The sequence below is a fragment of the Streptomyces sp. NPDC025721 genome (genome assembly GCF_055558595.1).
The window spans coordinates 154,579-172,769 of the sequence record NZ_JBVHMF010000001.1 but is presented as its reverse complement, the minus strand read 5'-3'; the positions used below and the strand labels follow the sequence as shown (position 1 = coordinate 172,769).

Annotated in this window: 15 protein-coding genes and 3 tRNA genes; 6 read left to right on the top strand and 12 right to left on the bottom strand. The window is 71.6% G+C overall.

Annotated elements, in window-relative coordinates:
• Positions 1-209: 209 nt before the first annotated feature.
• The 5 genes from ACZ4EF_RS00785 to purS form a co-directional block, all read right to left on the bottom strand.
• The gene (locus ACZ4EF_RS00785) at positions 210-737 is read right to left on the bottom strand and encodes a DinB family protein (protein WP_391130444.1); all 528 of its coding nucleotides are present in this window, start codon (positions 735-737) and stop codon (positions 210-212) included.
• Positions 738-845: 108 nt separating this feature from the next.
• Positions 846-1,241, bottom strand: a complete 396-nt coding sequence (locus tag ACZ4EF_RS00780; protein ID WP_355336141.1) for a hypothetical protein — start codon at positions 1,239-1,241, stop codon at positions 846-848.
• A 276-nt stretch (positions 1,242-1,517) separates the two neighbouring features.
• Complete coding sequence (purL, locus tag ACZ4EF_RS00775; RefSeq protein WP_391130439.1) at positions 1,518-3,767, bottom strand: phosphoribosylformylglycinamidine synthase subunit PurL; 2,250 nt, start codon at positions 3,765-3,767, stop codon at positions 1,518-1,520.
• Positions 3,764-4,444 (bottom strand): phosphoribosylformylglycinamidine synthase subunit PurQ, encoded by a 681-nt coding sequence (gene purQ, locus ACZ4EF_RS00770; protein ID WP_355336137.1) that lies wholly within the window; start codon positions 4,442-4,444, stop codon positions 3,764-3,766. Before purQ ends, purL begins: the two co-directional genes overlap by 4 nt.
• The gene (purS, locus tag ACZ4EF_RS00765; protein ID WP_093716007.1) at positions 4,441-4,686 is read right to left on the bottom strand and encodes a phosphoribosylformylglycinamidine synthase subunit PurS; all 246 of its coding nucleotides are present in this window, start codon (positions 4,684-4,686) and stop codon (positions 4,441-4,443) included. Before purS ends, purQ begins: the two co-directional genes overlap by 4 nt.
• A 403-nt stretch (positions 4,687-5,089) precedes the next feature.
• On the opposite strand from purS, the gene ACZ4EF_RS00760 reads away from it, so the two are divergent.
• From ACZ4EF_RS00760 to ACZ4EF_RS00745, 4 genes are all read left to right on the top strand, one after another.
• The gene (locus ACZ4EF_RS00760) at positions 5,090-5,407 is read left to right on the top strand and encodes a histone-like nucleoid-structuring protein Lsr2 (protein ID WP_188284161.1); all 318 of its coding nucleotides are present in this window, start codon (positions 5,090-5,092) and stop codon (positions 5,405-5,407) included.
• 141 nt (positions 5,408-5,548) lie between these two features.
• Positions 5,549-5,620, top strand: a tRNA-Gly gene (locus ACZ4EF_RS00755).
• Positions 5,621-5,669: 49 nt separating this feature from the next.
• Positions 5,670-5,745: transfer RNA gene (locus ACZ4EF_RS00750), tRNA-Gly, on the top strand.
• Positions 5,746-5,901: 156 nt separating this feature from the next.
• Positions 5,902-5,977: transfer RNA gene (locus tag ACZ4EF_RS00745), tRNA-Gly, on the top strand.
• 66 nt (positions 5,978-6,043) lie between these two features.
• On the opposite strand, the gene ACZ4EF_RS00740 is transcribed toward ACZ4EF_RS00745, so the two are convergent.
• The 4 genes from ACZ4EF_RS00740 to purD form a co-directional block, all read right to left on the bottom strand.
• On the bottom strand, positions 6,044-6,946 hold the full coding sequence (locus ACZ4EF_RS00740) for a phosphoribosylaminoimidazolesuccinocarboxamide synthase (RefSeq protein WP_355336135.1): 903 nt from the start codon (positions 6,944-6,946) through the stop codon (positions 6,044-6,046).
• Positions 6,947-7,100: 154 nt separating this feature from the next.
• Complete coding sequence (locus ACZ4EF_RS00735; RefSeq protein WP_391042664.1) at positions 7,101-8,585, bottom strand: N,N-dimethylformamidase beta subunit family domain-containing protein; 1,485 nt, start codon at positions 8,583-8,585, stop codon at positions 7,101-7,103.
• A gap of 520 nt (positions 8,586-9,105) precedes the next feature.
• Positions 9,106-10,914, bottom strand: coding sequence for a hypothetical protein (locus ACZ4EF_RS00730; RefSeq protein WP_467502026.1), 1,809 nt, complete (start codon positions 10,912-10,914; stop codon positions 9,106-9,108).
• A 195-nt stretch (positions 10,915-11,109) separates the two neighbouring features.
• Positions 11,110-12,357, bottom strand: coding sequence for a phosphoribosylamine--glycine ligase (gene purD / locus ACZ4EF_RS00725; protein ID WP_355336130.1), 1,248 nt, complete (start codon positions 12,355-12,357; stop codon positions 11,110-11,112).
• A 236-nt stretch (positions 12,358-12,593) separates the two neighbouring features.
• Here purD and ACZ4EF_RS00720 point away from each other — a divergent pair, with 236 nt between their 5' ends.
• Positions 12,594-13,340: an SLATT domain-containing protein gene (locus tag ACZ4EF_RS00720; protein ID WP_402710510.1), complete on the top strand. Its 747-nt coding sequence runs from the start codon at positions 12,594-12,596 to the stop codon at positions 13,338-13,340.
• Positions 13,341-13,425: 85 nt separating this feature from the next.
• On the opposite strand, the gene ACZ4EF_RS00715 is transcribed toward ACZ4EF_RS00720, so the two are convergent.
• Positions 13,426-14,076 carry a hypothetical protein gene (locus tag ACZ4EF_RS00715; RefSeq protein WP_188284155.1) on the bottom strand — a complete coding sequence of 217 codons (651 nt, stop codon included), beginning with the start codon at positions 14,074-14,076 and terminating at the stop codon, positions 13,426-13,428.
• A 53-nt stretch (positions 14,077-14,129) separates the two neighbouring features.
• On the bottom strand, positions 14,130-14,816 hold the full coding sequence (locus ACZ4EF_RS00710; protein ID WP_401314282.1) for a GntR family transcriptional regulator: 687 nt from the start codon (positions 14,814-14,816) through the stop codon (positions 14,130-14,132).
• A 244-nt stretch (positions 14,817-15,060) separates the two neighbouring features.
• Between ACZ4EF_RS00710 and ACZ4EF_RS00705 the strand changes: the two genes are divergently transcribed.
• Positions 15,061-16,788 carry a serine/threonine-protein kinase gene (locus ACZ4EF_RS00705; protein WP_467502024.1) on the top strand — a complete coding sequence of 576 codons (1,728 nt, stop codon included), beginning with the start codon at positions 15,061-15,063 and terminating at the stop codon, positions 16,786-16,788.
• Positions 16,789-16,883: 95 nt separating this feature from the next.
• Here ACZ4EF_RS00705 and ACZ4EF_RS00700 read toward each other — a convergent pair whose 3' ends face one another.
• Positions 16,884-18,167 carry an adenylosuccinate synthase gene (locus ACZ4EF_RS00700; RefSeq protein WP_355336123.1) on the bottom strand — a complete coding sequence of 428 codons (1,284 nt, stop codon included), beginning with the start codon at positions 18,165-18,167 and terminating at the stop codon, positions 16,884-16,886.
• Between the last annotated feature and the right edge of the window lie 24 nt (positions 18,168-18,191).

Sequence of the window (18,191 nt, the reverse complement as noted above, 5' to 3'; positions counted from 1 at the left end):
GGCAGCCGCACATCAAACACAGCCCCGCGCCCCTCAAAAGATCGGCTCACCGCCCGGACAAAAGACAGTCCGCCCCGTCAGGGGCGCGAGGAACTGCGCGACAAGCCACCACCGGCCGGTGGTCCGGGAACAACCGAACCGCGCCGCCCGGGGCGGGCGGTGACCTGCGGGAGCGTCGCGGGTGAGCGCGCCCACGCGGAACGGCGCCGTCAGGCGCCGACGGTGCCGTCGATGGCCTCGCGGAGCAGATCGGCGTGGCCGTTGTGACGGGCGTACTCGAGGATGACGTGCTGCATGACCAGGCGGAGCGAAACGTCCTCGTCGTGGCGGGAGTTGTGGACGACGAGGTCGAGGGTGGGGGCGGCGCCCTCGATGCGGCGGGAGTGGGCGACCTCGGCGTGCCAGGCGGAGAAGGCTTCGTCGCGGGTGGAGCCGGAGGCGTCGTACGCCTCCTGGAAGTCGCCGGTGGCGGACCAGACGAGAGGGATGTCCTCGCCGTCGATGATCCGGCGGAACCAGGCGCGTTCGACCTCGGCCATGTGCCGGACGAGCCCGAGCAGGCTGAGGGTGGACGGCGGCATGGAACAGCGGCGCAGTTCGTCGTCGGTGAGGCCGTCGCACTTCATGGCGAGGGTCTCGCGGTGGTAGTCGAGGAAGCCGCGCAGCGTCTCGCGCTCACCGCCCGTGGTCGGCGGGCCGGTGCGCGGGTCGGGGGTCTCGGTCTGCTCTGAGGTCACGGTCCATTCTGACCGGCCCCCGGCACCCCGGCACCCTGGCCTCCCGGCACCCCGGCACCCCGGTGCCCGCGGCACCGGGAGGCGGTCATCCCCGAGCGGCGAACGGTCTCAGCACTCCCGCAGGCCGGGCGCCGGGTCCTGGCCGGTGTAGAGGTCGACGGCCGGAACGTTGCCCCAGGCGCCGTTGTCGAGCTGCGTCCAGTACCAGATGTCGTTCTGGCCCGCGTGCGGGTCGCCGTGGCCCCAGCAGACGAACCAGTTGAAGCCGGTGGTCAGGGTGCCGCGGGTCGCCGAGCGGTAGGAGCGGTCCGCGAAGCCCCTGGCCCCGACCTTGTTGCCGCAGTACAGACGGCCGTCGGAGCGGACACCGCACTCGGCGGCCGGCCTGACCTTCTCCTTCGCCGGAGCGGCGGCGGCCGTGGCCGAGGCCCCGCCGGTCATGGCGAGACCCGCCGTCATCACGGCGGCGGACAGCAGCACGGCGATGTTCTTACGTGTGATCACTGCACATTCCCCTCGTTTCGTGCGCCAACGTGCGAGCGCGCGAAACGATCATGGGTGACGGCGCACAGCCCCGAGCACCGCCATACGGGTGGATCCGGCACATGCCGTCTTATGACGCCTCCGGCAATTGCCACGACGCCCGATTCCCGTAAGACGTCAAGCCGTTCGTCACACCGTTAAGACCATCGCCGGTCCACGCCACACCGCACAGATGCCCCGGCCGCGTCATCGCGGCCGGGGCACCCGGTGGACTTTTCCGTCACATCAGCGGAACGCTCAGGCGAGCAGCGCCGGAATCGTCCCCTCGTGCGCGGCGCGCAGTTCGCCCAGCGGAATGCTGAACTCCCCCTGCACGTCGATCTCGTCGCCGTCGATGACGCCGATCCGCGCCGCCGGAAGCCCCCGCGCCCCGCACATGTCGGTGAAGCGCAGTTCCTCGGAGCGCGGCACCGCGACGACGGCGCGGCCCGCGGACTCGGAGAACAGGAACGTGAAGGCGTCCAGACCGTCCGGGACGACCAGCCGCGCGCCGTGCCCGCCGCGCAGGCAGGACTCGGTGACCGCCTGGACGAGACCGCCGTCGCTGAGGTCGTGGGCGGCGTCGATCATGCCGTCGCGCGACGCGGAGATCAGGATCTCGCCGAGCAGCCGCTCGCGGTCCAGGTCGACGGCGGGCGGCAGACCGCCGAGGTGGTCGTGGACGACCTGCGACCAGGCCGAGCCGCCGAACTCCTCGCGGGTGTCACCGAGCAGGTAGATCAGGTGGCCCTCGTCCTTGAAGGCCATCGGCGTACGCCGGTTGACGTCGTCGATCACGCCGAGCACCGCGACCACCGGGGTCGGGTGGATCGCCACGTCGCCGGTCTGGTTGTACAGCGACACATTGCCGCCGGTCACCGGGGTGCCGAGCTGGAGGCAGCCGTCGGCGAGACCGCGGGTGGCCTCGGCGAACTGCCACATCACGGCCGGGTCCTCGGGCGAGCCGAAGTTCAGGCAGTCCGAGATGGCCAGCGGCTTGGCCCCGGAGGCGGCGACATTGCGGTACGCCTCCGCGAGCGCCAACTGCGCGCCCGTGTACGGGTCGAGCTTCGCGAAGCGGCCGTTGCCGTCGGTGGCGATGGCCACGCCGAGGTCGGTCTCCTCGTCGATCCGGATCATGCCGGAGTCCTCGGGCTGCGCCAGCACCGTGTTGCCCTGCACGAAGCGGTCGTACTGGTCGGTGACCCACGCCTTGGACGCCTGGTTCGGCGAGCCGACCAGCTTGAGCACCTGCTCGCGCAGTTCGGCGGAGGTGCCGGGCCGCGGCAGCTTTCCCGCGTCGTCGGCCTGGAGCGCGTCCTGCCAGTCCGGCCGGGCGTACGGGCGGTGGTACGTCGGCCCGTCGTGCGCGACCGAGCGCGGCGGCACGTCCACGATCTGCTCGCCGTGCCAGAAGATCTCCAGTTGCGAGCCCTCGGTCACCTCACCGATGACGGTGGCGATGACGTCCCACTTCTCGCAGATCGCCAGGAAGCGCTCGACCTTGTCGGGCTCGACGATCGCGCACATGCGCTCCTGCGACTCGCTCATGAGGATTTCCTCGGGCGAGAGCGTCGCGTCGCGCAGCGGCACGGTGTCCAGTTCGACGCGCATGCCGCCGGAGCCGGCCGAGGCCAGCTCGCTGGTGGCGCAGGACAGGCCCGCGCCGCCGAGGTCCTGGATGCCCGCGACCAGTTGCTCGCGGAAGATCTCCAGGGTGCACTCGATGAGCAGCTTCTCCTGGAAGGGGTCGCCGACCTGGACGGCGGGGCGGCGGGACGGGCCGGTCGAGTCGAAGGTCTCGCTGGCCAGCACCGAGACGCCGCCGATGCCGTCGCCGCCGGTCCTGGCGCCGTACAGGATCACCTTGTTGCCGGGGCCCGACGCCTGCGCGAGGTGGATGTCCTCGTGCTTCATGACGCCCACGCACAGCGCGTTGACCAGCGGATTGCCCTGGTAGCAGGGGTCGAAGACGACCTCGCCGCCGATGTTGGGCAGGCCGAGGCAGTTTCCGTAGCCGCCGACGCCCGAGACGATGCCGGGCAGGACGCGCCGGGTGTCGGGGTGGTCGGCCGCGCCGAACCGCAGCGGGTCCATCACGGCGACCGGCCGCGCGCCCATCGCGAGGATGTCGCGGACGATGCCGCCGACGCCGGTGGCCGCGCCCTGGTAGGGCTCGATGTACGACGGGTGGTTGTGCGACTCGATCTTGAAGGTGACGGCGTAGCCCTGGCCGACGTCCACGACGCCCGCGTTCTCACCGATGCCGACGAGCAGCGCGTCGGTCTGCGGGGCCTTCTCGCCGAACTGCTTCAGGTGCACCTTGCTCGACTTGTACGAGCAGTGCTCCGACCACATGACCGAGTACATCGCCAGTTCCGCGCCGGTCGGGCGGCGGCCCAGGATCTCGCGGATCCGGGCGTACTCGTCCTCCTTGAGGCCGAGTTCCTTCCACGGCTGCCCGGCCTCGGGCGTCTCGGCGGCGTGCTTGACGGTATCGAGGGTCATGCGGAGACCAACTTCTTCAGGACCGAGGTGAAGAATCCGAGGCCGTCGGTGCGGCCGGTGCCGATCAGCGGCTCGACGGCGTGCTCGGGGTGCGGCATGAGGCCGACGACATTGCCCGCGGCATTGCTGATGCCCGCGATGTCACGGAGCGACCCGTTCGGATTGCCGTCCAGATAGCGGAAGACCACCCGGCCCTCGGCTTCCAGTTCGTCCAGCACCCGCTCGGCGGCGGTGTAGCGGCCGTCGATGTTCTTCAGCGGGATGGAGATCTCCTGGCCGTCCGCGTACTGCGACGTCCAGGCGGTGGCGCTGGTCTCGACCCGCAGCTTCTGGTCGCGGCAGACGAAGTGGAGGTGGTTGTTGCGCAGCATCGCGCCTGGCAGCAGATGCGACTCGGTGAGCACCTGGAACCCATTGCAGATGCCGAGAACCGGCATTCCGGCCTTCGCCTGTTCGATGATCGTTTCCATCACCGGCGAGAAACGCGAGATCGCGCCGGCCCGCAGATAGTCGCCGTACGAGAAGCCGCCCGGCAGAACCACCGCGTCGACCTGCTGGAGATCCTTGTCACGGTGCCACAGCGGTACGGCTTCGGCGCCCGCGACCCGGACGGCGCGCTGTGTGTCACGGTCGTCGAGCGTGCCGGGGAATGTGACGACGCCAACGCGCGCAGTCACGACTCCACCTTTACGGCGAAGTCCTCGATCACGGTGTTCGCGAGAAAGGTTTCCGCCATCTCGCGAATGCGGGCGAGGGCGGCGTCGTCGACCGGCCCCTCGACCTCTAGTTCAAAGCGCTTTCCCTGGCGGACGTCGGAGATCCCGTCGAAGCCCAGGCGCGGCAGTGCTCGCTGCACCGCCTGGCCCTGGGGGTCGAGGATCTCCGGCTTGAGCATGACGTCGACTACGACGCGTGCCACTTGCACTCCCGGTGGTGTGGTGCGTGAGGTTCTCTCAGCGTACCCGGTGCGAAAATCTACGCGAGTAGATATGAACGCGACCCCTAGCGCACCCCTAGATCACTGATCACGTTTATGTATCGGCCGCCGAAATGCTTGGGGAAACCCGTAGGTGAAACATAGGGTCCCGATTACGAAGCGGCACCCGGGGGAATTAACAGGTGTCACGATGTATCACGCGGTGCCCATTTCGTGGCATCGTACAAATGAAAACTTGTCGACACTCGACTTGTCGGCCCACCCGTGACACCGGGGCCCTGCGTCCGGTCGCGACCGTTCCCGCTCGCGACCGCCACGACACACGGGCCGCGTGCGATCGCCGGGCCCCGGCAAGGCCGATGGCGTACGAAAGGACCACATCCCTATGGCGCAACGCGTACTGGTCACCCTCGCCGACGACCTGGACGGCGGAGAAGCGGCGGAAACCATCGCATTCGGCGTCGACGGTCAGTGGTACGAGATCGACCTCTCGTCCCAGAACGCGGACAAGCTGCGCAATGACCTGGCTCCTTACGTGGAGGCCGGCCGCCGCCGCACCCTTTCGGGCCGCGCCTACAAGCGCACGCCGATCGCCCCGACCCCGGCCACCGTCCGCGCCTGGGCGCAGTCGAACGGCTTCGAGGTCCCGGCCCGCGGGCGCATCCCCAAGAAGGTCTACGAAGCGTTCAACAAGGCCAGTTGACGGTTCCGCGACAACTCACTGACAACCGCCGGGCGAACGGGCGGGGGCGGTGGTGCCGACTGGACAGCCACCCCCACCCTTCCGCTAGTGTGTGGAGCACGCCGAGGGCAGGGCCGGAAAGGCCAGGTCAGCGGAGGTCACGCGGGTGTAGCTCAGTAGCAGAGCGCCCCCCTTCCAGGGGGGAGGGGCAGTGTGCAATTCCTGTCGCCCGCTCTGGTCGCTCCGGCCGGTCCTATGGATCGGGTAGAGTGACCGCAGCAATGCGGACGTGGCTCAGTTGGTAGAGCATCACCTTGCCAAGGTGAGGGTCGCGAGTTCGAATCTCGTCGTCCGCTCCAGCGTCACGAAGGCCCCGGTCACCACGACCGGGGCCTTCGTCGTATCCGGGCGTCCGCTCGGCGCATCGCCGGGCGTCCGCTCGGCGCGTCACGGGGCGACGGGATATATCGGTTTCTAATGGCCGCGTCCGATCGGGTACAGTGTCTGCACGGCCTGCGGACGTGGCTCAGTTGGTAGAGCATCACCTTGCCAAGGTGAGGGTCGCGAGTTCGAATCTCGTCGTCCGCTCCAGCATCGCGAAGGCCCCGGTCACCACGACCGGGGCCTTCGTCGTCTCTCCGCTTCCGCGCCGGGGTGCTACGACCAGGCGGTGCCGGTGAGGCGCTCGTACGCCTCCACGTAGCGGGCGCGGGACTGCTCGACGACCTCGGCGGGCAGGCCGGGCGGCGGCTCCTCGCCGTTGCGGTCCCAGCCCAGCGCCGGGTCGGTGAGGTGGTCGCGGACGAACTGCTTGTCGAAGGACGGCTGCGCGCGGCCCGGCTCCCACAGGTCGGCCGGCCAGAAGCGGGACGAGTCGGGGGTCAGCACCTCGTCGGCGATGACCAGCGTGCCCTGTTCGTCGTAACCGAACTCGAACTTCGTGTCGGCCAGGATGATGCCCCGCTCGCGCGCGATGTCGCGGGCCCTGCCGTAGACGGCCAGCGTGGTCTGCCGGAGCAGCGTCGCGGTCTCGGCGCCGACCTCGCGGGCGACCTCCTCGTACGACACGTTCTCGTCGTGCTCACCGACCTCGGCCTTGGTGGCGGGGGTGAAGATCGGCGCGGGCAGCTCGGAGCCGTCCACCAGGCCCTCGGGGAGCGCGAGGCCGCACACCGTGCGGTCCCGGTTGTACTCGACCAGGCCGGAGCCGGTCAGATAGCCGCGTGCGACGCACTCGACCGGCACCATGCGCAGCGAACGGCACACCATGGTGCGGCCCGCCCACTGCGCGGGGGCGCCCTCGGGCAGCTCGGTGGAGATCACGTGGTTGGGCACGATGTCGGCGAGCAGGTCGAACCACCACAGCGAGAGCTGCGTGAGAATCCGGCCCTTGTCGGGGATCTCGGTGGGCAGCACCCAGTCGTAGACGGAGGTGCGGTCGCTGGCGACCATCACCAGGTCGCCCTCCGCGTTCTGGTACAGATCGCGCACCTTGCCGGTGTGCAGATGTACCAGTCCCGGCACCTGGACAGGCTCGGGTTTCTCGACGAATCCGGACACGGGTCGTCCTCCCCACTCGGCGGTTCAGCTCCCGATTCTCGCTTATCGGGACAGCTGGAGCGCGCGGGGGCTCCTCCTTTCGCCGCCCGCTCGCCTCCGGCGGCTTGGACCCGGCGCGCCGCCTCCGGCTCGCAGGCTCCGGCGGACCCACCCCTCAGTCGTGCTTGCAGATGCGGTCGAGGAGGTTGGCGGTGGCGCGCTGGACGCGCGGGTCGACGTGGTTGGGGCGGTCGAGCGCCGGGGACCAGGCGAAGGTGCCGGAGGCGAAGACGTACGCGCCGCTGGGGGCCTGGTAGAGCGAGGTCTCCTGGTGGCAGCGGCGGCCGTCGGTGGACTCGTACGGCGAGTGGGCCAGCAGGATGCGCTCGATGCTCTCGGGCAGCGGGGCGCGCGGGTAGTAGCGGTCGGCCTCGCCCGCGACCAGGCCGTCGATCTCGTCGCCCTCGGTGGCGCCGGTGGCCTCCCACAGCCAGTGCTCGGCGTTGCGGACGACGAGCGGCGACGGCTGGGGGACGCGGCCCGCGTACTGCACGCCGAGCACGAGCTGTTCCGGCTCGCCGAGGTCGCGCCAGAGCGCGGTGCGGCCCTTGTTGTCGCCGCGGCGCTTGCGGCAGCTCAGCAACCGGTCCGCGTCCCCGGCCGGGGACGCGGCCAGCTCGACCTGCCAGTACATGGTGTTGGCCGACAGGAAGACCAGCGAGGTGCCCGCGTCGCGCGCGGTCTCGGCGGCCCGGCGCATCGGCTTGGACCAGTACTCGTCGTGGCCGGGGAAGACCAGGCCGCGGTAGCGCGTGGGGTCGATACGGCCCGCGTGCAGGTCGCGGGCGTCGGCGTACGCGAGGTCGTAGCCGTAGCGCTCGGCGAAGCGTACGAAGTCGTAGGCGTGGCCGATGTGCAGCGGGAGCCCGGCGCCCGCGTAGGGGCGGTCGAAGGAGACGGTGGTGGCGGCCTGTTCCTCGCCGAGGAGCTGCCCCTTCTCGTCCCACGCGTGGTACAGGCTGGCGCCGGTCCTGCCGTCCTCGGGGTAGAGGTTGTACGCCTGCCACGTCACGTCGGGCATCAGCAGGAGCAGGTCCGCCTCGTGGGTGGCGCGGACGGTGAAGGGGACGTGGCTGCGGTAGCCGTCGGCGGTGGTGAGGACGGCCACGTACGCGCCGGTGTTCCAGTACGTGGGAATCTGCAACCGCCAGGACTGCCACCAGTGGTGGCAGGAAACCGTCCTTCCGGCGGCCAGCGGCGCGGGCTGGACGATGCCGGACAGCCGGGGGCTCGCGGACATCTTCGCGGCGCCGTCGCCGCCGTAGTGGCCGATCCGGTAGACGTCGACCGTGAACTCCTGCGGCGGGTCCACGGTGATCCGGAAGTCGATGGCCTCGCCGGGCACCACGGATCCCGCGGAGGCGAAGCCCTTGATCTGACGGCGTACGTCGTCGGCGGTACGCGGTCCGGGGAAGCGCGGTCGGTGCGCGGCGTCGCCGCTGCTCACGGCCAGGTCGACGTACCAGGGGACGACCTGGCCGTCGTCGTCCAGGTACTGGGAGGCGCCGCGCAGCCAGGGCAGCGGGCCCTGGCCGAAGGGGTCGGAGACCCCGTGGGCATGCGCTCCGGACTCCCACCGTCGGATCTGGTCCGTACTCATCGAAGCCCCTCCCTCACCCGATCCCCGGCCGCGCCGGCTCCCGCGGTTCCCCGCTCCACCCGTGGTTCACCCATGCGGTGCAATAGTGCGGCGCACATACCCAGCACATCACAGAAAGCACCGCACCGGTTACCGTTCGTGGTGAATTATCGGAACGGATCGGGCGACGAGTGAAGCAGATTCGGTCAACCGGCGTGTGGTGAACGTCACATGACCCAGGTCAAGAGGTCGCGCCGCGCGCTCCGAGCGGTCGGGAGCGGGCGGTACGGGCCAGAAGCCGGGCGGGTTCCGCGCCGTGTGGCGCGCCGCGGGGCGGCGCGCGAGGCGGTGCCGGGCGGTGTGCGGTCGTGGCCGAAACGCACCGCCCCCGGACGGCGCTCACGCGGGGGCGACGTGGCGCTTGTCACATTGGTTGATCATGACGGCGCGTCACGTCGGTTGGTCACGACGGCGCGTCACGTCGGTCGATCACGACGACGGGTCACGCCCGTCGATCACGACGGCGCAATACGTCGGTTGATCACACCAGCCGGATCGGCTTGTCGGGGCGGACGCCGACGGCCCTGAGCCAGGAGCGCAGCGGTGCCGCGTCGCCGTTCTCGACCAGGCGGAGCACCGGCCAGGTCAGATCGGCCCGACGGGCGCCGCCGACGAGCAGCGTGGGGCCGTCCAGCCAGTCCAGGCCCGCGTCGGCGCCCGCGGTGTCCACGGCGGCGCAGCAGACGACGGCGGTGACGTGGTCGGTCAGCAGCTCACGGCCGGTGCGGGGCGGCAGCAACGGGGAGACGGGCACGGGGGTTTCCTCCGTACCGCCGCCCGTTCCGCCCCCGCTTCCGCCGCCGTTTCCGCCGCCCTTGGCGTTCTCGGCCGTCGCGGCGTGCCGGGCCGCCTCGTCGCGGGCGGCGAGCGCGCCGATCCTGGCGGCCAGCTCCTCGCTGCCGCCGCGCGAGAGCCGCTCGATGACGCGGGTGAGGGTGGCGCGGCCCGGCTCGTCGGCGAGCGCGGCGGCGGCCCGTTCCGCCGCCGAGGTGCGGGCGGCGGCGGTCGGCCCGGTCATGGCCCGGTCGCCGAGGAGCAGGCCGCTGCGGCGCCCGCCGCCGATCGCGGCCGGTCCCTCGTCCTCTTCCTCGGCCGCGGCGGCGATGCCGGGCTCCGGCGGCGGCACCTCGTCCAGGACGCGTATCAGCCGGGCGGCCTCGGTGCGCCAGATGCGGTCGACGACCTCGTCCGGATAGCCGTTCCAGCTCACCGGCGCCCAGTCGGGGCCGGGCCGCTGCGGGCCCGCGTGGAAGAGCCGGGCGGCCAGCAGCGAGACGGCCTCGTCCATCGCGCCGGGCTCCTCCAGGAGATCGCAGGCCGGGCGTTCGCCCAGCCGGGTCTCGAAGCCGTCGGCGAGCCGGTCGCGCCGGGACAGCTCGGTGAGCGCGGCGACCACCCCGGCGTCCAGCCGGGACGGCCAGCGGCCCATCCGCCAGGCGGGCAGCGCGACGCGGGTGAGCAGCCGGTCCCAGCCCGCGTAGGCCAGGCCCACCTGTTCCTGGGCGACGATCCGCAGCCCGTAGTCGACGGCCTGCGCGCGCTCGGAGGCGGAGGCGGCAACGCCCCGCTCCATCTCGGCGACATGGACACGGCAGCCGTTCAGCAGCAGCCGGACCGTCCAGCCGAGGACGCCGAACACCGGTCGCAGCAGCACAGTGCCCTCGCGGCCGTGCGCGGCGACTCCGGCCGCCGCGTCGAGGCCGCGCACGAAGCGGCGGGCGGCCGCTATCTCCGGATCGGCGGCGGGTCCCGTGCCCGCCACCACGGGCGCGAGCAGCGCGCGCAGCTCCGCGATCCGCATCCACCACATGAAGGGCGAGCCGATCACCAGCACGGGCGCGGTCCGCCTGCCCTCTTCCCTGGCGGCCTTCCTGGCCTTGCGGCCCGCGGGCCGGTCGGCCCTGCGCTCCTCCAGCCAGCTGTCGCAGTCCGGCGTCAGCTCTATCGCCGACGGCGCGGGCACCTCCATCCGCTCCGCCAGGTCGCGGACCATCCGGTAGAGGTCGGGCGCGGCGGTCTCGGCCACCGGCACCGCGGGACTGACCGCGGGCCTGGCCCGTACGATCACCGCCGCGACGGCCGCCGCGACCAGCAGCACCACGAGCGCGCCACCGGTCATCCCCCAGCGCACACCGTCCCAGCGCGAGCCGATCCGGCCGGTCGCGCCGCCCGCGTGCAGGACGACGGCGACGGCGGCGGGCAGCAGGGCCGCGCCGAGCGCGGCGCCCCGGACCCGGAGCACCGCCAGGGCACGCGAGCGCGCGACCGCCTCACCTGCTTCTCCGGCCATCGGCGACTCACCCCCTGCGCTGTGGTGACCGCCCCGATGGCGGCCTCCCCCCACTGTCGCACCGCCCACGGACATCGCAATGGCCGTACGGCTGATTGCCGCAATGTCCCGCAGTGCGCTTTCGGGGCACCCTAGTTCGGCGCCGGGAAGGAGTCAGCCTTATGGCCGAGTCATCACTCCTTGGAGTGGCTTTGGTCAGAGACCGGCCGCTTTCGCGGCGATGTCCGTACGGTGGTGGCCACCGTCGAGACCGATCCGGTCGACCGCGCGGTAGGCCCGGTCACGGGCCTTGGCGAGGTCGGAACCGGTCGCGGTGACCGACAGCACCCGGCCGCCCGCGCTGACGATCCGCCCGTCGTCCTCCCGGGTGCCCGCGTGCAGGACGTACGCGTGCTCGTCCTTCTCGGCGACGTCCGCGAGCCCGGAGATCGGGTCGCCGGTGCGCGGGGTGTCCGGGTAGTTGTACGAGGCGATGACCACGGTCACCGCCGCGCCGTCGCTCCAGCGCAGCCGCGGGAAGGCGGCGAGCTGCCCGGTGGCCGCGGCCCGCAGCAGTCCGGCCAGCGGCGTCTTGAGCCGGGCGAGTACGACCTGCGTCTCGGGGTCGCCGAAGCGCGCGTTGAACTCGATGACCCGCACACCGCGCGAGGTGATGGCGAGACCGGCGTAGAGCAGGCCCGCGAAGGGCGTGCCGCGGCGGCGCAGTTCGTCCACGGTCGGCTGGAGCACGGTCCGCTCGACCTCGTCGACGAGCTTGGGGTCGGCCCACGGCAGCGGCGAATAGGCGCCCATACCGCCGGTGTTGGGGCCCTCGTCGTCGTCCAGCGCCCGCTTGAAGTCCTGCGCGGGCTGGAGCGGTACGACCGTCTCGCCGTCGGTGACCGCGAACAGCGACACCTCGGGGCCGTCGAGGAACTCCTCGATGACCACCCGGTCGCAGCTCAGCGCGTGCGCGCGGGCGGTGGCCAGGTCGCCGGTGACGACCACGCCCTTGCCCGCCGCGAGCCCGTCGTCCTTGACGACATAGGGCGCGCCGAAGGCGTCGAGCGCCACGTCGACCTCGTCGGCCGTCGTGCAGACGTAACTGCGCGCGGTCGGCACCCCGGCCGCCGCCATCACGTCCTTGGCGAACGCCTTGGAGCCCTCCAGCTCCGCGGCCCGCGCCGACGGGCCGAAGCAGTCGATGCCGCTGGCCCGTACCGCGTCGGCGACCCCGGCGACCAGCGGGGCCTCGGGCCCCACGATCACGAAGTCGGCGCCGAGGGAGACGGCGAGTTCTGCGACGGCCGCGCCGTCGAGGGCGTCGACCTGGTGCAGCTCGGCGACCTCGCCGATTCCGGCGTTGCCGGGCGCGCAGTGCAGCGAGGTGACGTCGGGGTCGAGCGAGAGGGAGCGGCACAGGGCGTGTTCGCGGGCGCCGCCGCCGATGACAAGGACCTTCACGCGCACCAGGGTAGTGGGCCGCGGGGCGGCGGGCCGCCCTCACTCTTTCGAGCGACCGCATTCATCGGCCTATACCTGATCACGCTGCCCGTATGGGCGGATATCCGGAGATCGCTACCCCGCGCTCAGCCGTTCGGCGGTAAGAAGAGTGCTTCACCACCGGGCCGGACATCCGGCGCCGAAAGCCGCATATGAGGTCCACGAGGGGCCCTTGGGGCCATACGAGGGAGCGTGCAGTGAGCCAGCCGGACATGTTTCCCGAGGAAGCACCTCGGGACGAGCCTCAGCGGCGGGCGCTGCACCATCAGCACGAGGACCTACGGGCGCTGCCGTTCCCGCTCGGCGACTGGGGCGAGCCCGCGGAACGCCTGGCGGAGCTGTACCGCTGGGCCGAGACGGGCGCCCTGCGCACCGCCGACTGGTACCTCGACGACCGCGTCCGCAAGCGCCGCGGCGCCCGCGCCCTGCGTCTGGGCGCCGTCCTCTTCGGCACCGCCGGCGCCGCCCTGCCGCTGGTGGAGCTGACCGGCACCGCGGACACCAGCGCGAGCTGGGGCTATCTCGCGCTGCTCCTGGCGGGTGTCTGCCTCGGCACCGACCGCCTCTTCGGCCTGACCTCGGGGTGGATGCGCGACGTCGCCACCGCCCAGGCCGTCCAGCGCCGCCTGGAGTCCCTGCGCTTCGACTGGGCCTCCGAGAGCGTCCGCGAGGTCCTCGGCCCCACCGAGGGCACCGCCGCCGAGGCCGCGGAACGCTGTCTGGCCATCCTGCGCCGCTTCTGCGACGACCTGGCCGACCTCGTCCGGATGGAGACGTCCGACTGGATCGTCGAATTCGGCGGCCACACCTCCGGCGCTCCGCTGCGCACCCAGTCCGCCGCCTGGTGGCCGAGCCGCCAGGAGCCGTCGCCGGGTCCGCGCCTGGCGCACCCGAGCACGCGCCCCAACATGCCGCGCCAACGGCCGCCGGAGAGCCCGAGGTAGCCGGGGGCGGCTCGCCAAGTGGCCGGGGTGGCCGGGTGCGGCTCGCCAGGCAGCGCGGTGCGGCTCGCCAAGGAGCCCGGTGCGATTAGCTGAAGACGATCATCGAGCCCTGGCCCAGGCTCCGCGTCGCCGCCGCGTGCAGGCCGAGCCACACGTGGTGTTCCCGCGCGAACGGCCCGTTGCCCACGACCGGTGAGACGGCCGGCTCCTCAAGAGTGGTGTGGTGTTCGGGCGGCGCGGGCGGCAGCGGCGGGTTGGCGGGGTCGATGCCGATGACGGGGGCCACGAATTCGAGTTCGCGCAGCAGCCCGTGGCTGGAGCCGAGGGGGCCGCCGCCTTCGAGGAGTTCGTCGTTGACGACGGGCTGGGGGAAGTCGAGGGGGACGTACGCGCCCGCGTGGTCGTAGTGCCAGACCAGGTGCGACCGCTGGGCGGTGGCCTCGAACATCTCCAGGAGCTGTTCGTAGTCGCCGCCGAGGGCGTCGACCGGGGTGACCTCGAGCCCCTGGAGGCTGAGCAGATAGGCGCGGCGCAGGAAGTGCAGGGCGTCGTAGTCGAAGCACGCGATCGGGCCGACGTCGCCCGACAGCCCCGGCATGTAGTTGTAGACGGGGACGGGCGGCTGTCCGGCGTCGTTCAACGCCTTGTCGTATCGGGCGAGTTCCTCGGAGAAGGGGTTTTCCGGGCTGTGGCAGAGCACGTCCACGAGGGGCACCAGCCACAAGTCGCAGGCCACGAACACTCCATCCGGTCGGGGGCGTACAGCCTAAAACGCCCGCGCCGGTCGCGTCATGGCCGGGCGGGGACGAGCTTTTCGATGAGGGCGCTGGTGTGGTCGCTGTGCTCCAGGGTGAGCTGCCGGGCGGTCGCGGTGTCGCGGGCGGCGACGGCGTCCACGAGGGCGACGTGGTCGGACCAGCAGACCCCGGCGGTGTCGTGCAGGGCGCGCAGGTGGGGGACGGCGTAGATCCAGGTCTGGGTGCGCATGCGGTCGAGGAATTCGCAGATGTGCGGGTTGCCGCCGAGGGCGGTCAACTCGCGCCAGAAGCGCAGGTCGCAGCCGATGAGGATGTCGAGGACACCGGAGCGGGCGGCGCGGGCGGCGGCTTCGGCGCGGCGCCGCACGGACGCGATGGCGTCGGGCGGCACGTCGCCCATGCCGACCTCGGCCATCCGCCGGAAGGACGCCTCGACGACGAAGAGCCGCGCTTCGGTGAGGGTGCGGAAGTCCTGCGCGGTGAAACGGCGGACCTGGAAGCCGCGGTGCTGCTCGACTTCGAGCAGTCCCTGTGCCGCGAGGTCGACCAGGGCCTCGCGGACGGGGGTCGCGGAGACGCCGTACAGCTCGGCGATCTCCTTGACGGTGAAGTGGCGGCCGGCCTGGAGCCGTCCGGTCAGCACCTCGTCGCGCAGGGCGTCGGCGATCTGCTGGCGCAGACTGCTGCGCCGCACAGGCGATACGCCGCCGTCCGGCATGCCGTCTCCTTCGTCGTCCTTGTGCGTCGCGCGCGCCCACGTACTCCGGTGATTCGTACGTTCGTACGCGCGGGTGACTGCCGCACACGATATGCGAAGCCCGTACGCGTATGCGCGGCGAGCGGAACGGGGAACACCTCTGACCCCCTGCCGTTCATACGCTTATTCTTCGCCGTACGGGTGGGCGGCGGCGCGGTGCCGGGACGGAGCCGCACAGTGCGGAGCGGGACGGGGAAGAGCGACGATGGACGAGCTGAGGTCCGGCGATCCGCGGTCGATCGGCGCGTACCGCCTCCTGGGCAGGCTCGGGGTGGGCGGGATGGGCATCGTCTACCTGGCGCGTTCCGAGCGCGGGCGCACGGTGGCGGTGAAGCTGGTCCGCGACGAACTGGCGTCCCAGGAGGAGTTCCGCACCCGTTTCCGCCGTGAGGTGCAGGCCGCGCGCCGGGTGGGCGGGAAGTGGACGGCGCCGGTGCTGGACGCCGACACCGAGGCCGAGGTCCCGTGGGTGGCGACCGGTTATGTGGCGGGGCCCTCGCTCAGCCAGGTGGTCAAGGAGTACGGTCCGCTGCCGGAGCGTTCGGTGCGGGTGCTCGCCTCCGGGCTCGCGCACGCGCTGCGCGACATCCACGCCGCCGGTCTGGTGCACCGCGATCTCAAACCCTCGAACGTGATGATCACCATCGACGGTCCGCGGGTGATCGACTTCGGGATCGCGCGCGCCCTGGAGACGGTCGTCGACGGCGGCTCCCTCACCTATACCGGCGCCATGGTGGGCTCCCCCGGTTTCATGTCGCCCGAGCAGGTGCGCGGCGACCGGGTGACGCCCGCCTGCGACATCTTCTGCCTCGGCTCGGTGCTGGCCTACGCGTCGACCGGTCTCCAGCCGTTCGGCGCGGCGGCCAGCGGTGTGCACGCCCAGATGTTCCGGATCGTGCAGGAGCCGCCCGACCTGGACGAAGTGCCCGACGGGCTGCGCGAGTTGGTGGCCGCCTGCCTGGTGAAGGAGCCCGAGGAGCGGCCCTCGCTGGCGCGGGTGCTGGAGCGGCTGGGCGAGGCGGACGGCGGGAGCCACGACAGCGCGGCGCAGGACTCGACCGCCGAGCCGTGGCTGTCCGGCGCGATCGTGGCGCAGCTCGGACGGCACGCGGTGCGGCTGCTGGAGGTGGAGGCGGCGGCGGAGTCCCCCACGCCCACGGAGCTGGACGTGGGGGTCGTGGCCGCGGGCGGACCGGGCGCCCCCACGCCGACACGGGCGGACCCCGGCCACCTCTCGGACACCGGCGCGCGCACCGACGGCGCGACCCCGGTCAGGCAACCGCCGCCGACCGCGTACTCACCGACCTACGGCTCGTACGCGCCCCCGGCCGGTCCGACGCCGCCCCCGCCGACGTACACGCAACCTCCGCCGGCAGGGCCGGACGCGGGCGGGCCGCGCAAGACGCGGCGCGGGCCGCTGATCGCGGCGATCGTCGCCCTGGTGGTCGTCGCGGGCGGCGTGACCGCGTACATCGCGGGCCAGGGGGGCACGAAGAACACGGCCGATCCGGACCCCGGTGTGAGCACACCCACCGGTCCGACGTCCCCGCCGGTCTCGGGTCCCGCGCGGACGTCGCCGGGCCAGGCGGACCCCGCGAACGCGGCGGTGCCCAGCGGCATGGTCGGCACCTGGCGGACCTCCTTCACCAGTGACGACGCGGGCGACAACACCCGGACGCTGACGGTGAAGGCGGACGGCTCCGTGGAACTGTCGGGCGACAGCGCCTCCTACGCCTGCTTCTGGTCCATGCACGTCGTCTCGGTGGGCCCGCCGGTCGAGTTGAGCCCGTCGCAGGTGGTGACGGGGACGCCCGCGTCCTCGTGCAGCCCCGGCGACGGCACCACGCTCACCCTGGTGGACGACACCCATCTGCGCCGCGACAACCTCGACACGAGCAAGGCGCCGCTGACGTACACCAAGGTCGACCACTGACCGCGTACGGACACAGGTAAGCCCCGCTCACCTGGGTGAGCGGGGCTTACCTGTGGAACCGGAACCGGAACCGGGGCCTGGGACCTGGGGCCGTTTTAGAGGAACGAGTTGATCTCGATCGTCTCGGTACGGCCGGGGCCGACGCCGATCGCGGAGATCGGCGCGCCCGACATCTCCTCCAGCGCCTTCACGTACGCCTGCGCGTTCTTCGGCAGGTCGGAGAGCGACTTGGCCTTGCTGATGTCCTCCGTCCAACCGGGCAGGTACTCGTAGACCGGCTTGGCGTGGTGGAAGTCGGACTGGCTGTAGGGCAGTTCCTCGACCCGGCGGCCGTCGATCTCGTACGCGACGCAGACCGGGATCTGCTCCCAGCCGGTGAGGATGTCCAGCTTGGTGAGGAAGAAGTCGGTGAGGCCGTTGACCCGGGTCGCGTAACGGGCGATGACCGCGTCGAACCAGCCGCAGCGCCGGTTGCGCCCGGTGGTGACGCCGAACTCGTGCCCCACGGTGCGCAGTCGCTCGCCGTCCGCGTCGAACAGCTCGGTGGGGAACGGTCCGGAGCCCACACGCGTGGTGTAGGCCTTGAGGATGCCGATCACCCGGCTGATCTTCGTGGGGCCGATACCGCTGCCGGTGCAGGCGCCGCCGGACGTCGGGTTGGACGACGTGACGAAGGGGTACGTGCCGTGGTCGACGTCGAGGAGCGTGCCCTGGCCGCCCTCCATCAGGACGACCTTGCCCTCGTCGAGCGCGTTGTTGAGGATCAGGGTCGTGTCGGCGACGTAGCTCCTGATCTGCTCCGCGTAGCCGAGGTACTCCTCGACGACCTGGGCGGTGCTGATCGCGCGCCGGTTGAAGAGCTTGACCAGCACCTGGTTCTTCTCGCTGAGCGCCGCGTCGACCTTCTGCTGGAGGATCGATTCGTCGAACAGATCCTGGATGCGGATGCCCACCCGGTTGATCTTGTCGGCGTAGGCCGGGCCGATGCCGCGCCCGGTGGTGCCGATCTTGCGGTTGCCGAGGAACCGCTCCGTCACCTTGTCGATGGTCTGGTGATACGGCGTGATCAGGTGCGCGTTACCGCTGATCAGGAGCTTGGACGTGTCGACACCGCGCTCGTTCAGCCCGCTCAGCTCGGAGAGCAGGACCGCCGGGTCGACGACGACACCGTTCCCAATGACCGGGGTGCACCCCGGTGACAGGATTCCGGAGGGGAGGAGATGCAGTGCGTACTTCTGGTCGCCGACGACGACCGTGTGGCCGGCGTTGTTGCCGCCCTGGTATCGCACCACATAGTCCACGGAGCCACCGAGCAGGTCGGTGGCCTTCCCCTTGCCCTCGTCACCCCACTGAGCACCGAGCAGCACAAGTGCGGGCACAGGCGTACACCCCTTCCGGGCGGG

Coding starts and splice junctions, on each gene's coding strand:
- ACZ4EF_RS00705 (WP_467502024.1), top strand. CDS start 15,061: ATGGACGAGCTGAGGTCCGGCGATCCGCGGTCGATCGGCGCGTACCGC.
- ACZ4EF_RS00760 (WP_188284161.1), top strand. CDS start 5,090: ATGGCGCAACGCGTACTGGTCACCCTCGCCGACGACCTGGACGGCGGA.
- ACZ4EF_RS00735 (WP_391042664.1), bottom strand. CDS start 8,585: ATGAGTACGGACCAGATCCGACGGTGGGAGTCCGGAGCGCATGCCCAC.
- purL (WP_391130439.1), bottom strand. CDS start 3,767: ATGACCCTCGATACCGTCAAGCACGCCGCCGAGACGCCCGAGGCCGGG.
- ACZ4EF_RS00710 (WP_401314282.1), bottom strand. CDS start 14,816: ATGCCGGACGGCGGCGTATCGCCTGTGCGGCGCAGCAGTCTGCGCCAG.
- ACZ4EF_RS00730 (WP_467502026.1), bottom strand. CDS start 10,914: ATGGCCGGAGAAGCAGGTGAGGCGGTCGCGCGCTCGCGTGCCCTGGCG.